We start from the raw sequence: 17,179 nt of genomic DNA, 5'->3' as shown, positions 1-17,179 counted from the left end.
GACCCTGGAGGCAATCCATGGCCATGCTGCCGCTCACCCAGAAAGCCAACGAAGCCCTGGTCGCCGCGAGGGATCTCGCGGTGGCCGGGCAGCATCCGGAGATCCTGCCGCAGCATCTGTTCGCGTCCATCCTGGTGCCGGAGCGGGGCCTGCGGCCCATCCTGGAAAAGGCCGGGGTCAGCCCCGAGGCCATGAACGGACTGGTGGACGCCGCCAACGAGGCCCTCGGCGGGCTGCCCAAGGCCATCGGGGGCTCCGAGCCCCAGGCGGGTGCCGCCCTGCGCCACCTCCTGGAGGTGAGCAGCGACACCGGCAGGGGCCTGGGGGACCGGTTCCTGGCCACGGACGCCATGCTCCTGGCCTTCACCAACGCGGGCACCGAGGCCAAGAAGATCCTCGCGTCCTTCGGACTGGACCGGCAGAGGATCGAGGCCGCCATAAGGGAGTCCCGCAAGGGCGCCCGGGTGGAGGACGAGCACGCCGAGGAGAAGTTCGCGGCCCTGGAGAAGTACGCCAAGGACCTCACGGCCCTGGCCCAGGCCGGCAAGCTGGATCCGGTCATCGGCCGGGACGAGGAGATCCGCCGGGTCATGCAGGTGCTGAGCCGGCGCACCAAGAACAACCCCGTGCTCATCGGGGAGCCCGGCGTGGGCAAGACCGCCATCGTCGAGGGCCTGGCCCAGCGCATCGCCAAGAACGACGTGCCGGAGAGCCTCAAGGGCATGCGGCTCATGTCCCTGGACATGGGCGCCCTGGTGGCGGGAACCCAGTACCGGGGCCAGTTCGAGGAGCGGCTGAAGGGGGTCGTGCAGGAGATCCAGAACAGCGCGGGCGAGATCATCCTTTTCATCGACGAGATGCACCTGCTCGTGGGGGCGGGCTCAGCGGAAGGCGGCATGGACGCCGCCAACCTGCTCAAGCCGGCCCTGGCCCGGGGCGAGCTGCGCTGCATCGGCGCCACCACCCTGGACGAGTACCGCAAGCGCATCGAGAAGGACGCCGCCCTGGAGCGCCGCTTCCAGACCGTGATGGTCGACGAGCCGGCGCTGGAGGACACCATCTCCATCCTGCGCGGCCTCAAGGAGCGCTACGAACTGCACCACGGCGTGCGCATCCGCGACGCCGCCCTGGTGGCCGCGGCGCATCTCAGCCAGCGCTACATCGCCGACCGGTTCCTGCCCGACAAGGCGGTGGACCTGGTGGACGAGGCGGCCTCCCTGGTGCGCATGCAGATCGACACCCGCCCCATCGAGATCGACATGCGCGAGCGGCGGGAGATGCAGCTCCAGCTGGAGCGCCACGCCCTGGCCAAGGAGAAGGACAGCGCCAGCCGCGCCCGGCTCGGGGAGCTGGACAAGGAGCTGGCGGATCTCACGGAGGAGCTGCGCTCCCTTCGCACCCGGTGGGACCAGGAGAAGAGCCGCATCGAGGAGAACCGCGGGCGCCAGAAGCGCCTGGACGACCTCCGCATCGAGCTGGACCGCGCCAAGGCCCGGGGCGACTACGAAGTGGCCTCGCGCCTCGAATACGGCGAGATCCCCACCCTGGAGAAGCAGCTGGCCGCCACCGAGGACGTGGAGGGGGCCATGCTCCGCCAGGAGGTGCGGGAGGAGGATGTGGCCGCCGTGGTCAGCAAGTGGACCGGCGTCCCCGTCACGCGCCTGCTGGAGGGCGAGATCCAGAAGCTCCTCCACATGGAGGAGCGCCTGCGCGAGCGCGTCGTGGGCCAGGATCCGGCCCTGGAGGCCATCAGCGAGGCCCTGAGGCGCAACCGCGCCGGGCTGGGGGACCCCAAGCGCCCCATCGGCTCCTTCCTCTTCCTGGGCCCCACGGGCGTGGGCAAGACCGAGGTGGCCCGGGCCCTGGCGGAGTTCCTCTTCGACGACGAGAACGCCATGGTGCGCATCGACATGAGCGAGTTCACCCACGAGGCCGACGCCACGCGCCTCATCGGCGCGGCCCCGGGCTACGTGGGCTACGAGGAGGGCGGCCGCCTCACCGAGGCCGTGCGCCGGAAGCCCTACGCCGTCATCCTCCTGGACGAGATGGAGAAGGCCCACCCGCGCACCTTCGACCTCTTCCTGCAGGTGCTGGAGGACGGCCGCCTCACCGACGGCAAGGGCCGCACCGTGAACTTCCGGAACGCCGTCGTGCTCATGACCACGAACGTGGGGAGCCAGGCCATCTTCGAGGCCGGGGGCGAGGTGGACAAGGCGCGGACGGAGATCCAGGCCGCGCTCAAGCTGCACTTCCGGCCCGAGTTCCTCAACCGCCTGGACGAGGTGGTGACCTTCCGGTCCCTGGGTCTGGACGACATGAAGGCCGTGGCCCGCATCCAGATGAACCGGGTCGTCGCCATGCTCCAGGACAAGCGAATCCGCCTCGAAGTGCCCGAAGAGGCGCTGGCCTGGCTGGCGAAGGAAGGCTACGATCCTCAGATGGGCGCGCGGCCCCTGAAGCGCCTCATCCAGCAGGTGGTGGTCAACCACCTGGCCCGGATGCTGCTGGAGGGCCGGATCCGGCCCGGCGACGCGGCGACCCTGGACGTGGAGGGCGGCGAACTGGCCATCAAGGTGGAGGCCGTCCAATAACTATTCGATGTCGATGTTTCCGTCCACCGTGCGGAAGGTGATCTTCTGGTCGCGGCCGGGAATGGAGCAGGTGAAGCGGTTCCGCTTGTTCCCGGCGTAGGTGGCGCCGGGGAGGGCGGAGCGCACCCGGCCGTCCACGGCCTTGGCCTCCAGGTTGCCCTTGGCCTGGCCGAGCTTGACCTTGATGGCGCCGTCCACCGTCCGGAAGGCGAGACCCTCGCCCCACCCGTCCAGGCCCTCGGCGGTGATGGAGCCGTCCACGGTGTGGATGTTCACGCCGCCCTCCACCTGGCTGAGAGTGATGTTGCCGTCCACGGTGCCGCCCTTGAGGCGGGCCTTCAGGTTCCGGGCCGTGATCGCCCCGTCCACCGTCTTGGCGTGCACCTCGCCGGCGATGTCCTGGAGCCGGATGGGGCCGTCCACGCTGTGGCAGCCCGCGTAGCCTTCCAGGTCCTGGATGCCGATGGCCCCGTCCACCGTGCGCACCTCCACGTTGAGCTTCCGGGGCACCATGAGGGTGAGGTTGACCACGGGATCGTGGAAGCGCCCGAAGAACAGGATGCGGATCCGCCGCCTCCGGTGCCGGTCCACGTCGATCTCGAGCCCGTCGGCCACGCGGCGCACCTCCAGCTTCGCCTCGCCGCGGTGCGTGCCCTGCATGAACTCCGCGACCAGCTGCACCTCGGGCTTGTCCCAGCCCTTGATCTCCACCTTGCCGTCGCCCTGGGAGATGCGCAGGTTGGCGCCCATGGCCAGGGCCTCCGTGCGGGTCTCCGTCCGGGAGGGCGGCGCCGCCGAAAGCGCCGCGCAAAGGAGGAAGGGGAGGACTTGGATTCTCATGGGGTCACCTTGTCCTTCCAGGGTAGGCCCGCGGGGAAGGCATGGGCATGCAATTCCGCCAACCCCGGTCCTCCATCGGCGAACGCCCGCCAAGGCCCGGCGGATGGCGGACAGGGCTTTTATTTATCCTTCTTCATCCCCGTCCATCCCCGTTCATCCCCGGCAAATTCAGCGTTTAATTCGCCGGGGATGAACGGGGATGGACGGGGATGAAGAAGGATAAAAGAAGTCCTTGATCCAGGTATCAGACCGCCAGCAGTTCCCGGATCTTGGCCAGCCGGGCCTGCTTCTCCGCGGCGCCGGCGCGCATCTTCGCCACGGCGGCCTCGGGGGCCTTGGTGACGAAGGATTCGTCGGCGAGGCGGGCCAGGGAGGACTCCAGCTCCTTCTCCAGCTTGTCGCGCTCCTTCTCCAGCTTGGCCTTCTCGGCGGCGGGGTCCTTGAGGCCGGCCAGCTCCAGGGCGACGGTGCCCCCCGTGACCACGCCCACGGCGCGGGTGGGGGCGTGGATGTCGCCGTCGGGGAAGGCCACGGACTCCAGGCGCGCGATGCTCTTGAGGCCCTCGGTGAAGGGCTCCAGGGACTTGAGGGTGCAGAAGGCCGGCACGCGCTTGGCCGGGTCCACGCCGTTGTCGGCCTTGAGCCGCAGGAAGGCGGTGAGGACCTCCTGGAACCTGGGAACCAGGTCGGGATCGCCGCCCTCCGCCTGGAGGAGGGGGTCGCCCAGGGGCCAGCTTCGGGCCGCCAGGAGCGCGGGTTCGCCCTGGGGCAGGCGCCCGTCCATGACGGCCGCGTGGATCTCCTCGGTGAGGAAGGGCACCACGGGATGGAGGGCGCGCAGGAGGATGTCCAGGAAGTGCAGGATGGCGGCCTTCTGGGCCGTGGTGCCGTTCTGGAGGGTGACCTTGGCCAGCTCGATGTAGGTGGCGCAGAAATCGTCCCAGACGAGGTGGTAGAGGGTCTCGGCGGCCTCGTGGAAGCGGAACTCCTCGATGGCGCGCGTGGTCTGCTCCAGGCTTTCCCGCAGGCGCCGGATCATCCAGTACTCGGCCTCTCCCAGTTCGGGCTTCACGTCGAGGGTGACGTCCGGAGTGAGGTTCATCTGCACGAACCGCGCGGCGTTCCAGAGCTTGTTGCAGAAGTTCCGGCTGGCCTCGAGGCGCGAGACGGAAAGCGAGATGTCGGTGCCGGGCGCGGCCATGGCGGCCAGCGAATAGCGCAGGGCGTCCGTGCCGTAGTCGTCCATGGTCTGCAGGGGGTCGATGACGTTGCCCTTGGACTTGGACATCTTGGCGCCGTGCTCGTCGCGCACCAGGGCGTTGAAGTAGACGTCCCGGAAGGGCACCTCGTCCGTCCAGGTCAGGCCCGCCATGACCATGCGCGCCACCCAGAAGAAGAGGATGTCGTAGCCGGTGATGAGCACGCTGGTGGGGTAGTAGCGCTTGAGGTCCCCGGTCTCGTCGGGCCAGCCGAAGACGCTGAAGGGCCAGAGCGCCGAGGAGAACCAGGTGTCGAGGGTGTCGGGGTCCTGGGTGAGGGCCGTGGAGCCGCACTTCTCGCAGGCCTTGGGAGCCTCCTCCTCCACGTTGAGGTGGCCGCAGGCGTCGCAGGTCCAGGCCGGTATGCGGTGGCCCCACCACAGCTGGCGGGAGATGCACCAGTCCTGGATGTTCACCAGCCAGTGCTCCCAGACCCCGGCCCAGCGCTCGGGGGTGAAGCGGATGCGGCCGTCGCGCACGGAGGCAAGGGCCTTGGCGGCGGCCTCGTCGACTTTCATGAACCACTGCTCGGACACCAGGGGCTCCAGCACGGCGCCGCTGCGGTCGCTCACGGAGACCTGGTGGGTGTAGGGCTCGATCTTGTCCATGAGGCCGAGCTTCTCGAGGTCGTGGATGACCTTCTTGCGGCAGTCGAAGCGGTCCAGGCCCGCGTAGGCGGGGCCCGCCTCGGCGGTCATCTTCGCGTCGAAGCCGATGACGGTGATGCTGGCCAGGCCCAGGCGCTTGCCGGCGGCGTTGTCGTTGGGGTCGTGGGCGGGGGTGAGCTTCACGCAGCCCGTGCCGAACTTGGGGTCCACGAAGGTGTCGGCCACCACGGGGATCTCCCGGTCCGTGAGGGGGAGCCTGACCATCTTCCCGACCAGGTGCCCGTAGCGCTCGTCCTCGGGGTGCACGGCCACGCCGGTGTCGCCCAGCATGGTCTCCGGGCGGGTGGTGGCGACGACCACGAAGCCGCTGCCGTCGGCCAGGGGGTAGCGGAGGTGCCAGAGCTTGCCGTGGCGCTCGACGTACTTCACCTCCAGGTCGGACAGCGCCGTCTGGCTCGCGGGGTCCCACTGGATCATGCGGGGGCCCTTGTAGATGCGGCCCGCCTTGTAGGAGGCGGCGAAGACCTTGCGCACGGCCTTGTTGAGGTCGGGGTCCATGGTGAACCGCTTGCGGGTCCAGTCCACCGAGGCCCCCAACCGGCGCAGCTGGTTCTCGATGGCGCCCTGGTTCTCGTCCTTCCAGGACCACAGGCGCTCCAGGAAGGCCTCCCGGCCCACGTCGTGGCGGCTCTTGCCCTCGGACTCCTTGAGCTGGCGCTCCACCACCACCTGGGTGGCGATGCCGGCGTGGTCGACGCCGGGCACCCACAGGGCGTCGTAGCCCTGGGCCCGCTTGAAGCGGGTGAGGATGTCGTGGAGGGTGAACACCAGGGCGTGGCCCATGTGGAGGTTGCCCGTGATGTTGGGGGGCGGGATGACGATGGACCACGGCTTCTTGCCGCTGTCGGGCTGGGCCTCGAAGATGCGGGAGGTCTCCCACTGCTCGTACCAGCGGTGTTGGGCGGTCTTGAAATCGAAGGCCTTGTCCATCTCTTGCATGGGTTATTCCTAAAGGGTTTATTTTGTCAGAGCGGGGCGGCGCCTACCACCTTTAGAATTTCGCCCAGGCCGCCAGGATCTCCTGGGCCTGCCGGACGGCGGCGTCCCCGGGCGCCGGGGCGGCCACGAACACCGTCCCGTCCGGGTTGAACTGGCCCCCCTTCTGCTGGCGCACCCAGGCCATGAGCTTGCCGGGGTCCACGGGCGTCTGGGGACTCAGGCGCAGCTTGAGCCGGCCCTTCTCCGCCGACACCTCGCCCACGGCCAGGGCCTGGGCGAGGATCTTCACCCGCAGCAGCTCGAAGAAGCGCGCGCTCTCCTCGTCCTTCTCGGGGACCCGGCCGAAGCGGTCCTCCAGCTCCAGGCGGTAGAGCTCCAGGTCGCGTTCCGTGCGAAGGCGGGAGGCCCGCTTGTAGGCCACGAGGCGCTCCGAGGCCTGGTCCACCCACAGGCGGGAGAGCTGGGCGGCGCCCAGTTCGATCTTCACCTCGAAGGTCCCGCTGGGCTGGCCCTGCAGCTCCTGGAGGGTCTCCTCCAGCAGCTTGATGTAGAGCTCGAAGCCGATGTCGTGGATGTGGCCGGACTGCTCCCCGCCCAGGATGTTGCCGGCCCCGCGCAGTTCCAGGTCCTGGGCCGCCACGCGGAAGCCCGAGCCCAGTTCCGAGAAGTCCTCCAGGGCCTGCAGGCGCTTGCGGGCGTCCTCGCTGATCTCGCCCTTGCCGGGGATGAGGAGGTAGGCGTAGGCGGGCACGTCGCTGCGGCCCACGCGGCCGCGCAGCTGGTAGAGCTGGGAGAGGCCGAAGGTGTCGGCGCGGTGCACGATGAGCGTGTTGGCGTTGGGCACGTCCAGGCCGTTCTCCACGATGGTTGTGGCCACCAGCACGTCGATGCGGCCCTCCATGAAGCCCAGCATGGCGGCCTCGAGGGCGTCGTCGGTCATCTGGGCGTGGCCCACGCCCACCCGCGCGTCGGGCACCAGCTCCCGGATGCGCGCGGCCACGGTGACGATGGACTCCACGCGGTTGTGCACCACGTACACCTGGCCGCCCCGGCGCAGCTCGAACTGGATGGCGGTGGCGATGAGCTCGTCTGACCAGGGGGCCACCACGGTCTCGATGGCCAGGCGGTTCTTGGGCGGGGTCTCGATGAGACTCATCTCCCGCAGGCCCGTCAGGCTCATGTGGAGGGTGCGGGGGATGGGGGTGGCGCTCATGGCGAGGACGTCCACGTTGGCGCGCATCTTCTTGAGCCGCTCCTTGTGGCTCACGCCGAAGCGCTGCTCCTCGTCGATGACCACCAGGCCCAGGTCGCTGAACTTCACCCGGGCGCCCAGCAGCTGGTGGGTGCCGATGACGATCTCCACCTTGCCGGCCTCCACGTCCTGGAGGATGGCCTTGGCCTCGGCGGCGTCCACGAAGCGGTTGAGCATCTCGATGCGGATGGGGAAGGCCGAGAAGCGCTCCTTGAAGGTTCGGAAGTGCTGGAAGCACAGGATGGTGGTGGGGCAGAGCACCGCCACCTGCCGGCCGTCCAGGGCCACCTTGGCCGCCGCGCGCATGGCCACCTCGGTCTTGCCGAAGCCCACGTCGCCGCACAGGAGGCGGTCCATGGGCACCGGCCGCTCCAGGTCGGCCTTGATGGCCTCGGTGGCCTCGATCTGGTCGGGCGTGGGCTCGAAGGGGAAGGTGGCCTCGAACTCCGCCATCTCGGGGCCGTCCGGGGGGTAGGCGTGGCCCGCCTCGAGCTTGCGCTGGGCGTAGAGCTTGAGCAGCTCCTCGGCCATGTCGCGGATGGCCTTCTTGGCCCGGCGCTTGACCTTGGCCCAGGAGGCGCCGCCCAGCTTGTCCAGGGGAGCGAGGCCCCCGTCGGGGGAGACGAAGCGCTGGATGAGGTCGGCCCGTTCCAGGCTGACGTTGAGCTTGCCGCCGTCGGCGTAGCGGAGCTGGACCACCTCCTGCTCCTCCCCGCCGATGTTCAGGGCGCCGAAGCCCAGGAACTCGCCGATGCCGTGGTCCAGGTGGACAACCCGGTCCCCGGGCTTGAGGTCCCGCAGGTCCGAGAGGAAGGGCGCGGAGCGGCTCCGCTTGGGGGGCGCGGCCAGGGCCTTGCGGCCGAAGACCTCGCGCTCCGTGAGCACCAGGAGCCGGGGCTCCTTCAGGAAGCTGCCCGCCGACAGGGGCAGGTGGACGGTGCGGCACCCCGGCTGGGTGCCGAAGGAGACGGGCAGCTCGTACTCCTGGAGGATCTCCCCGAACCGGTCGCGCATGCCCGGGGTGGAGCCGGCGAGAAAGACCCGGTGGCCGGAGAGGGCCAGCTCCTGGAGATGCTCGGCCAGGTCCCCGAGACGGCCGTGGTAGTCCCGGGGGGGCGTGGCCTGGAGGGGCACGGTGGCCTCGCTCTGCCACTCGGTGAGCAGGAGGGTGGTGCGGCTGGGATCCGTCGCCAGGAAGCGGTCCTCGAACTCGGGGCACACCACGCCGCCCCGGCGCAGCACCGCGAGGCTCTCCCCGATGCGGGCCCGCTCCCGGTCGGCCACGGCCTCCTCCCACTGGGGCTCCAGGCGCACCCGCAGGCAGGGCGGAACCCAGTGCGCCAGCTGGCCCTTGGGCTGGGCGAGCATGGGGTAGAACAGCTCCTCGCCGGGGAAGTGGCCGTGGGTCGCCAGGCGCGAGCGCCGGAATTCCAGGTCGTCCTCGGGCTCGGGCGTGAGCCCCGCGCGGCTCGCCACCGCCGCGAGCAGCGGGCCGCCTTCGCCTCGCTCGCCCTCGAAGCGGGGGTAGAGCGTGATGGCCTTGAGCAGCTCGCCGCTGCGGCGCTGGGTGTCCGGATCGAAGGGGCTCAGCTTCTCCAGTTCGTCCCCGAAGAACTCCAGGCGCAGCGGCGTGTCCAGGTGGTCGGGCCACAGGTCCACCACCAGGCCCCGGGCGCTGAACTCGCCGGGGCTCCCGGCCAGCTCGGTGCGGCGGTAGCCCAGGGCCACCAGAGTCTCCAGCAGGAGCTCGCGGGGCACCTCGGTGCCCTGGGCCAGCTCCAGCTTCTGGCGCTGGAACCAGGTGGGGTGGGGCAGGCGCTCCAGGGCGGCCAGGGGCCCGGTGACCAGCACCTGCACCCGGTGCTCCAGGAGGCCGATGAGGGTGGCGAGGCGGTCGCGGGTGACGACGAAGGGGGGGCTGGACTCGCCGCCCGCGAAGGGGGCGAAGCCCGGGAAGTGGGCCACCCGGGCATCGGGGAGCGCCACGGCCAGGTCGTGGGCGAGGACCTGGGCCTCCAGCTCGGTGGGGGCGTCCACCCAAAGGGTCTTCTGGCGCCCGTCCCCGCTGGTCCAGCGCGCCAGGATGAGGGCCAGGGCGGTGGGGGAGGTCCAGCGCAGGCGGGCGCCCGCCTCCTCCAGGCCGCCGGGGTCCAGCAGGCGGAGGAGGTCGTTCAGGGCGGCGCGGTCTTGACTGCTCATGTAATCAGTGTGCCCCAAGGAAGAAGCAGTGAATATGAATGCAGGATGGGACCGGCATTTGGCATCCGGGGCTCCAGGCCTGACAATGGAGTCCTGCCCGGTGGTCCATGCCCCTTGAAAAAGATATCCAGACGCTTCGCCTCCTGTTCGAATCCGGGGAACGGGACGCGTGCCGGCAGTCCCTGGGGGCCCTGAGGGACCGCTACCGGGCCGAGCCGGGGGCCTTCGACCCGCGCTCCATCGGCACCCTCAAGGAGATCGCCGAGGCGCTCAAGGGGGAACCGGATCTCAAGGCCCGGCTCAAGTCGGTCTTCGGCTTCGACACCTTCCGTCCGGGGCAGGAGGAGGTCATCCGCGCGGTCATGGCCGGGCGGGACTGCCTGGCGGTGATGCCCACGGGGGCGGGGAAGTCCCTCACCTACCAGCTGCCGGCGAGGCTCCTGGGCGGCACGACCCTGGTCATCTCGCCGCTGATCGCGCTCATGAAGGACCAGGTGGACGCCCTCGTGGACGCGGGGCTCCGGGCCACGTTCCTCAATTCCTCCCTGGAATCCGGCGAGCGCCTGGAGCGCATCCGGCAACTGCACCGCGGCGAGTACGAGCTGGTGTACGCGGCGCCGGAGGGCATCGAGCAGAGCGTCGGCCCCTTGCTAGACCGCTTGGACCTGCGCCTCATCGCGGTGGACGAGGCCCACTGCATCAGCCACTGGGGCCACGACTTCCGCCCCGCCTACCGGAACCTGGCGGGACTCAAGGCGCGCTTCGGGCACCTGCCGGTGCTGGCCCTCACGGCCACGGCCACCACGGAGGTGCGCCGGGACATCATCGCCCAGCTGGGCATGAACGCGCCCCTGGACTACCTGGGCTCCTTCTTCCGGCCCAACCTGCGGCTCCATGCCGTGAAGAAGGGCGGGGACGCCCCCGAGGTGCGGGAGGCCATCTTCGACCTGGTGCGGGCCCGGCCGGGGCAGAGCGGGATCATCTACTGCCTGTCGCGCAAGTCCACCGAGTCCACCGCCGAGTACCTGCGCAGCCGCGGCGTGCGGGCCCTGGCCTACCACGCGGGCCTCGACCCGCAGGCGCGGGAGGCCGCCCAGGAGGCCTTCCGGCGCGACGACGTGGACGTGGTCACCGCGACCATCGCCTTCGGCATGGGCATCGACAAGAGCAACATCCGCTACATCATCCACCGGGACCTGCCCAAGAGCCTGGAAGGCTACTACCAGGAGATCGGCCGCGCCGGACGCGACGGCGCGGACGCCGACTGCGTGCTGTTCTACTCCTGGGCGGACGTCATGAGCCTGGAGCGCTTCCTGGACGGTCTCGACCCCGCGGTGGCGCAGGTGCAGCGCAAGCAGATCCGCGCCATGTACGATTTCGCGGAGATCCGGTCGTGCCGCCACCGCGCGCTGGTCGGGCACTTCGGCGAGCGCATCGAGGCATGCGGGTGCTCCTGCGACGCCTGCACGGGGCGGGACGTGCTGGGCGAAATCCCGCTGGCGGCGGCGTTCGGCGGCTCCCGTGCGGGCAAGAAGGCAAAGGTTCCCAAGGGAAATTTTCAGTTTCCTCCGCCCGCGGCCTCCGCCCCGGAAGAAGGGGGGGGAGATGCGGTTTTATTCTTGAAACTCAAGGCTTTGCGCAAGCAGATCGCGGACCGCAGGAACCTCCCCGCGTACATCGTTTTCAGCGACGCGACCCTCCACCAGATGGCCCGTTTCAAGCCGCTCACCCCGCAGGAAATGATGGCTATCAGTGGAGTTGGGCCCAAAAAGCTGGAGACGTACGGGGAGGATTTCCTCCGGCTCCTGGCCGAGCCCATGGACCCTTGACCCCCCTCGGGTCGAACAGCTAACCTTCCTTGGGGTTGTCAATTTTTTCAGCACATTCCAGGCTTCTCCCCGCCCTGGAGTGGTCTCCTTTGCGCAAGGAACACGGAAATGGTCGGACGAAACTGCTGGTCGATGGTGACGGTCGCTTGCCTCGTGGGGGCGGTGGGGTGCCACAAGAGTAGTAACCCCGCAGCCTCGTCGATCCCCGTCATCACCTCCTTCACGCCCTCGCAGGGCCTCACCGGCTCCGCCATCGAGCTGACCGGCTCGGGCTTCGACGGGACCACGACCGTGAGCGTCGGCGGCGCCACGGCGGACTGGAAGCGGCACAGCAACACCTCCATGACCGTGACGGTGCCCGACCAGGCCATGTCGGGCGTCATCGCCGTGGTGAACTCCCTGGGCAGCGGCGGGAGCACCTCCAACTTCAACGTCATCCCCACCGTCACCGCCATCAGCCCCACCAGCGGCTCCCCGGGAACCACCGTGACCCTCACGGGCACCGGCTTCACCGGGGCCCAGATCGTCAAATTCGGCACGGGGCCGGCAGCCAACTTCTACGTCAACAGCTCCACCCAGCTCCAGGCGGTGGTGCCCCTGGGTTCCAGCACCGGCCCCATCACCGTCACCACGAACACCGCCGGCGTCCAGCTCACCGCCACCTCGCCCACCTTCACCTATTCCGGGGGCGGCGTCGAGGCTCCCGTGCTCACCTCCTTCGCGCCCAGCCAGGCCGGGACCGGGGACTACGTGGTCCTCGCGGGATCGGGCTTCACGGGCGTCTCCGGCGCCACCATCGGCGGGATCAGCTCCTACTTCTCCGTCACCAGCGACACGGTGATGAGCGTCCAGGTGCCTTCGGCCGCGGCCTCGGGCTTCATCCAGCTCACCGGCGTCCTGGGGACGGCCACCTCGGCGGCGCGCTTCCTGGTGACCCCGACCCTCTCCGCCTTCACCCCCGCCACCGGGCCCTCCGGCACCCTGGTCACCCTCACCGGGACCGGGTTCTCGGGCGCCACCCAGGTCACCTTCGGCAACGCCGTGGCCTCCAGCTTCATCGTCATCGACTCGAACACGATCAAGGCCAACGTGAAGGCGGGCTCGGCCACCGGGGTCATCACCGTGGCCACCAACGGCCTGACCTGCTCGAGCTCCTCGAACTTCACCTTCGTGCCCGACGCCGTCAACAAGCCCGCCGTGACGGGCATCGCCCCCCAGAAGGCCGCCGTCGGCGAGACGGTGACCCTCACCGGCACCGGGTTCACCGGGGTCACCAAGGTGACCGTGGGCGGCGCGGACGCGCCGGACTTCACCGTGGCCAGCGACACCACCCTCACCGTGAAGGTGCCCGCCGCCGCCGCCGCGGGCTTCATCTCCGTCACCAATGCGCTGGGATCGGACTCCTCCCCCTCCCTGTTCACCGTGAATCCCTCCATCACCTCCCTGTCCGCCCTCAGCGGCAAGGTCGGCGCCACCATCACCATCACCGGGACCGGCTTCTCCGACCCCACCTCCTCGGGCAATTCCACCCTGGTCTTCGGCAGCGGTCCGAACGCCAGCTTCATCGTGGTCGGCCCCAACACCATCACGGCCACCGTTCCCGCCGGGGCCACCACGGGCGTCGTGACCTTCACGGCCTTCGGAACCGCGGCCGCGAGCACCGACACCTTCACCGTGCTGCCCTAGCGCGGCCTGGCACCCCAGAGGCCGGCTCCCTGGAGCCGGCCTTTTTCATGGCGGATTTTACCCAAGCGGAGCTAGAATTCGGCAGCTATCCCCCACCCCACCCCGGAGGCTCCCATGGCAGCGAAGAAGATCCTGATGCTCGTCGGCGATTTCGTCGAGGACTACGAAGTGATGGTCCCTTTCCAGATGCTCCTCATGGTCGGCCACACCGTCCACGCCGTGTGCCCGGACAAGAAGGCCGGCGACTTCGTGCGCACCGCCATCCACGACTTCGAGGGGGACCAGACCTACTCCGAGAAGCCCGGCCACCGCTTCACCCTGAACGCCGCCTTCGCCGAGACCCGGGCCGAGGACTACGACGCCCTGGTCATCCCCGGCGGCCGCGCCCCCGAGTATCTGCGCCTGAATCCCAAGGTCCTGGACCTGGTGCGGGCCATGGCCAAGGCCGGCAAGCCCATCGCCGCCATCTGCCACGGGCCCCAGATTCTCGCCGCGGCCGGCGTCCTGGAAGGCCGGCCCTGCTCGGCGTACCCCGCCGTGGGCCCCGAAGTGACCGAGGCCCGCGGGGTCTTCGTGGACATCCCCGTGGACAAGGCCCACGTGGACGGCAACCTCGTCACCGCCCCCGCGTGGCCCGCCCATCCGGACTGGATCGCGAAGTTCCTGAAGGTGCTGGGGACGCGCATCGAAGCCTGATCCATTCCCTGAAGAGGAAGGGCCCGGCGAACCGGGCCCTTTCTCCGTCCTACCGCGGGAGGCGGTCCCTGAGTTTGCCCCAGGCCTTCTTCCACGTGAACGCGTCCAGAAGGTCGAAGAACACCGGGATCACGATGAGGGTGAGCATCGTGGAGGTGATGATGCCGCCGACCACGGCGCGGGCCATGGGGGCGCGCATCTGGGCGCCGGCGCCGATGGCCAGGAAGAGCGGCAGCATGCCTCCCACCATGGCGAAGGTGGTCATGAGGATGGGTCGCAACCGGGTGGTGCCCGCCTCGATGAGGGCGTCCCGCCGGCTCATCCCGCCCTCCCGCATGTTCTGCAGGGCGCGGTCCACCAGGAGGATGGCGTTCTTGGTGACCAGGCCCATGAGGAGGATGAGGCCGATGCTCGTCATCATGCTCTGGGCGTCGCCCGTGATGAGCAGCATCATGACCAGGCCCACCATGGACAGCGGGAGGCTCAGCATGATGGTGATGGGGAGCTTGAAGCTCTCGAACTGGCTGGCCAGGACGAAGTAGATGAACGCCACGGCCATGAGCATGGCGGTCCCCATGTAGCCGGCGGTCTCCTTGTTGTTGCGGGCGGAGCCGGTGAAGGCCACCTCCACGCCCTCGGGGAGGGTGCCCTTCTTCTTCAGCGCGGCCAGCTTGAGGTTGGCGTCGGCCACCACTTCGTTGAGGGAGCGGCCCTCCTTGTTGGTGGAGATGAGTATCTGGGACTGCAGGGCGCGGCGCTGGAGCCTGGCGGGGGCCGTGGTCTCCTCGAAGCGGGCCACGTTGCTGAGCTTGACCTGCAGGTTGTTGCCGGCCTTGTCCTTCTTGGTGGAGCCCACGCTCATGGCCTCCAGCAGGTCGCCGCGGGAGCGGTTGATGTCCGAGAGGCGCACGGTGACGTCGTACTGCTCGCCGGTGCCGGGGTCCTCGAACTTGGCCACGTCCACGCCGTCCACCAGGGGGCGCACCAGGTTCGCCACGGCCATGGGGGAGACCCCCAGGTCCGAGGCCCGCCTGCGGTCCACGGCCAGGCGCAGCTCGGGCTTGCCCCTGTCCTTGCTGCTGGAGACGTCCACGACGCCATCCACGCCCTTGAGCAGCTCCCGCACGATGGGTTCGGCCTGCTCCATGGACCTGCGGTCCGGGGACATGACGGCCAGGGCGATGGGCTTGCTGTCGCCGAAGTCGGATACGGCGGAGATGTCGGTCTCCACCCCGGGCACGGCCCGGAAGCGGTCCCGGAGCTCCCGGCGGATGTACATCATGTCCCGGCGGTGGCCCTCGGAGAGCTTCACGTAGATGGAGCCCTCCGTGATGCTCCCGTTGAGCCCGGTGCCGATGGTGGTGTAGACGTGCTCGATCTCCCTGTTCTCGGTGCCGTCGGGCTTCGTGGCGATGAGGTGCTCGAGCTGGGCGGCCTTGCGCTTGGCGGCCTCGAGGCTCGCCCCGGACTCCACCTTGAAGCCCACCTGGAAGTCGCCGCGGTCGTAGTCCGGCATGAAGTCCCCGCCCAGGAGGGGCATGAGCAGGAAGGCCAGCACCAGGCTCCCGAAGCCGATCCCGAGCACCGTCCAGCGGTGGTCCATGGCCCAGGTGATGGCGCTGCGGTACCACGCCTCCCAGCCGTCCAGCTTGTCGTTGAACCAGTCGACGGTCTTCATGATGAAGCGGCGGTGGCCGTGGTGGGACTCCTGGTAGCCCTTCTCGTGCTCGGGATCGGGCCACACGGCGCTGAGCATGGGGTCCAGGGTGAAGCTCACGAAGAGCGAGACGGCCACGGCGAAGGCCACCGTGATGCCGAAGGAGAAGAAGAAGCGCCCGACGATGCCGCCCATGAAGGCCACGGGGATGAACACGGCCAGGATCGAGAGGGTGGTGGCGATGACGGCCGGGCCGATCTCCGCGGTGCCTTCGCGGGCGGCGGTGATGTGGTCCTTGCCCATCTCGGCGTGGCGGGTGATGTTCTCCCGCACCACGATGGCGTCGTCGATGAGGATGCCGATGGCCAGCGAGATGGCCATGAGGGTCATGGTGTTCAGGGTGAAGTCCAGGGCCTTCATGATGGTGAAGGTGCTGATGACCGACACGGGCAGGGTGAGGCTGGTGATGATGGTGGAGCGCCAGCTCTTGAGGAAGTAGAAGACGATGATGACGGTGAGGATGCCGCCCAGGACGATGGAGAGCACCACGTCGTCGACGGAGTCGTTGATGAACTTGGAGTTGTCCTTGGCCTTGACGGTCGTGACGCCCATCTTGGCCAGGTCGGGCTGCAGGCGCTTGACCGCGGCGTCGACGCTGCGGACCATCGAGACGGTGTTGCCCCCGATCTGCTTCTGGATCTCCAGGGCCACGGCGTCCGTGCCGTCCATGCGCGCCAGGCTGCGCTTCTCCTTGATGCCGTCCACCAGGGTCGCCACTTCGCGGAGCTCGATGGGCCGGCCCTTCTGGTTGCCGACGATGACGTTGTTGAAGTCCTCCACGCGCCGGGCCTTGGCGTCGACCCGCACGCTGATCTCGCGGGTCTCGGTGAGCAGGTTGCCGCTGGGGATGGCCATGGTGTCCTGGCCCAGGGCGCTCATCACCTGGGGCAGGGTGAGGCCCAGGGACTCGAGCTTCTGGGGGTCCACCTGCACCAGGATGTTGCGGGTGGAGCCGCCGACCACCTCGGCCTTGCCCACGCCGGGGATGTTCTCCAGGCGGCGCTTGAGGAACTCGTCGGCGATGCGGGTGACCTCGCGGTTGTTCATGCCCTTGTGCTTGTCGTCGGGCTTGACGATGAGGCTGAGCACGGGGAGCTGGGCGGGGTCGAACTTCTGGATGATGGGTTCCTTGATGGTGTCGGGCAGGTTGCGCCGGATCTGGCCCACCTTGGAGCGCACGTCGTCCAGGGCCTTGTCCACGTCGCGCTCGATCTCGAACTCGATGGTGACCGTGCCCAGGCCGTCCTGGCTGGTGGAGCTGATCTCGCGCACCTTCTCGATGGGGTTGACGGCCTCCTCGATCTTCTTGATGACGTCCTGCTCGACGGCATCGGGGCTGGCGCCGGGGTAGATGACGCTGATGGTGACCACCGGCATGTCGACCTTGGGAAAGCTGTCGAGGCCCAGGCCCTTGATGGAGAACAGGCCCAGGACCACCAGCGCGAGCATCACGCAGGTGGTCAGCACGGGCCTCTTGATGGACAGATCGGAAAGGAACATGGC

At 69.0% G+C, this 17,179-nt stretch carries 8 protein-coding genes; 4 read left to right on the top strand and 4 right to left on the bottom strand.

From position 1 onward, the window contains the following. Window positions 1-17 precede the first annotated feature (17 nt). Window positions 18-2,591, top strand: coding sequence for an ATP-dependent Clp protease ATP-binding subunit (locus RAH40_RS11560; RefSeq protein ID WP_306597683.1), 2,574 nt, complete (start codon window positions 18-20; stop codon window positions 2,589-2,591). Here the strand turns inward: RAH40_RS11560 and RAH40_RS11555 are convergent, their stop codons facing one another. The 3 genes from RAH40_RS11555 to mfd form a co-directional block, all read right to left on the bottom strand. Next, the gene (locus RAH40_RS11555; RefSeq protein ID WP_306597682.1) at window positions 2,592-3,431 is read right to left on the bottom strand and encodes a DUF4097 family beta strand repeat-containing protein; all 840 of its coding nucleotides are present in this window, start codon (window positions 3,429-3,431) and stop codon (window positions 2,592-2,594) included. A 244-nt stretch (window positions 3,432-3,675) separates the two neighbouring features. Next, window positions 3,676-6,297 (bottom strand): valine--tRNA ligase, encoded by a 2,622-nt coding sequence (locus RAH40_RS11550; RefSeq protein WP_306602274.1) that lies wholly within the window; start codon window positions 6,295-6,297, stop codon window positions 3,676-3,678. 52 nt (window positions 6,298-6,349) lie between these two features. Next, window positions 6,350-9,748 carry a transcription-repair coupling factor gene (gene mfd, locus RAH40_RS11545; protein ID WP_306602273.1) on the bottom strand — a complete coding sequence of 1,133 codons (3,399 nt, stop codon included), beginning with the start codon at window positions 9,746-9,748 and terminating at the stop codon, window positions 6,350-6,352. A 107-nt stretch (window positions 9,749-9,855) separates the two neighbouring features. Here mfd and RAH40_RS11540 point away from each other — a divergent pair, with 107 nt between their 5' ends. The 3 genes from RAH40_RS11540 to RAH40_RS11530 all read left to right on the top strand — a co-directional run bounded on the left by RAH40_RS11540 (window position 9,856) and on the right by RAH40_RS11530 (window position 13,959). Continuing rightward, a complete protein-coding gene (locus RAH40_RS11540) occupies window positions 9,856-11,577 on the top strand; it encodes an ATP-dependent DNA helicase RecQ (RefSeq protein WP_306602272.1) in 1,722 nt (573 codons plus the stop codon). Between the two features lie 108 nt (window positions 11,578-11,685). Further along, window positions 11,686-13,263 carry an IPT/TIG domain-containing protein gene (locus RAH40_RS11535; RefSeq protein WP_306602271.1) on the top strand — a complete coding sequence of 526 codons (1,578 nt, stop codon included), beginning with the start codon at window positions 11,686-11,688 and terminating at the stop codon, window positions 13,261-13,263. A 114-nt stretch (window positions 13,264-13,377) separates the two neighbouring features. After that, on the top strand, window positions 13,378-13,959 hold the full coding sequence (locus RAH40_RS11530) for a DJ-1/PfpI family protein (RefSeq protein WP_306602270.1): 582 nt from the start codon (window positions 13,378-13,380) through the stop codon (window positions 13,957-13,959). Between the two features lie 49 nt (window positions 13,960-14,008). Here the strand turns inward: RAH40_RS11530 and RAH40_RS11525 are convergent, their stop codons facing one another. Then, window positions 14,009-17,176, bottom strand: a complete 3,168-nt coding sequence (locus RAH40_RS11525; RefSeq protein WP_306602269.1) for an efflux RND transporter permease subunit — start codon at window positions 17,174-17,176, stop codon at window positions 14,009-14,011. Window positions 17,177-17,179 lie beyond the last annotated feature (3 nt).

Origin of the sequence: Geothrix sp. 21YS21S-2 (genome assembly GCF_030846775.1) — a bacterium.
GTDB lineage: Bacteria > Acidobacteriota > Holophagae > Holophagales > Holophagaceae > Mesoterricola.
The sequence above is the reverse complement of the archived record's forward strand: the minus strand, read 5'-3'. Positions and strand labels throughout refer to the sequence as shown.

Excerpts from the sequence above, each read along its gene's own strand:
- RAH40_RS11535 (WP_306602271.1), top strand. The coding sequence starts at position 11,686 with ATGGTCGGACGAAACTGCTGGTCGATGGTGACGGTCGCTTGCCTCGTG.
- RAH40_RS11525 (WP_306602269.1), bottom strand. The coding sequence starts at position 17,176 with ATGTTCCTTTCCGATCTGTCCATCAAGAGGCCCGTGCTGACCACCTGC.
- RAH40_RS11550 (WP_306602274.1), bottom strand. The coding sequence starts at position 6,297 with ATGCAAGAGATGGACAAGGCCTTCGATTTCAAGACCGCCCAACACCGC.
- RAH40_RS11555 (WP_306597682.1), bottom strand. The coding sequence starts at position 3,431 with ATGAGAATCCAAGTCCTCCCCTTCCTCCTTTGCGCGGCGCTTTCGGCG.
- RAH40_RS11560 (WP_306597683.1), top strand. The coding sequence starts at position 18 with ATGGCCATGCTGCCGCTCACCCAGAAAGCCAACGAAGCCCTGGTCGCC.
- mfd (WP_306602273.1), bottom strand. The coding sequence starts at position 9,748 with ATGAGCAGTCAAGACCGCGCCGCCCTGAACGACCTCCTCCGCCTGCTG.
- RAH40_RS11530 (WP_306602270.1), top strand. The coding sequence starts at position 13,378 with ATGGCAGCGAAGAAGATCCTGATGCTCGTCGGCGATTTCGTCGAGGAC.
- RAH40_RS11540 (WP_306602272.1), top strand. The coding sequence starts at position 9,856 with ATGCCCCTTGAAAAAGATATCCAGACGCTTCGCCTCCTGTTCGAATCC.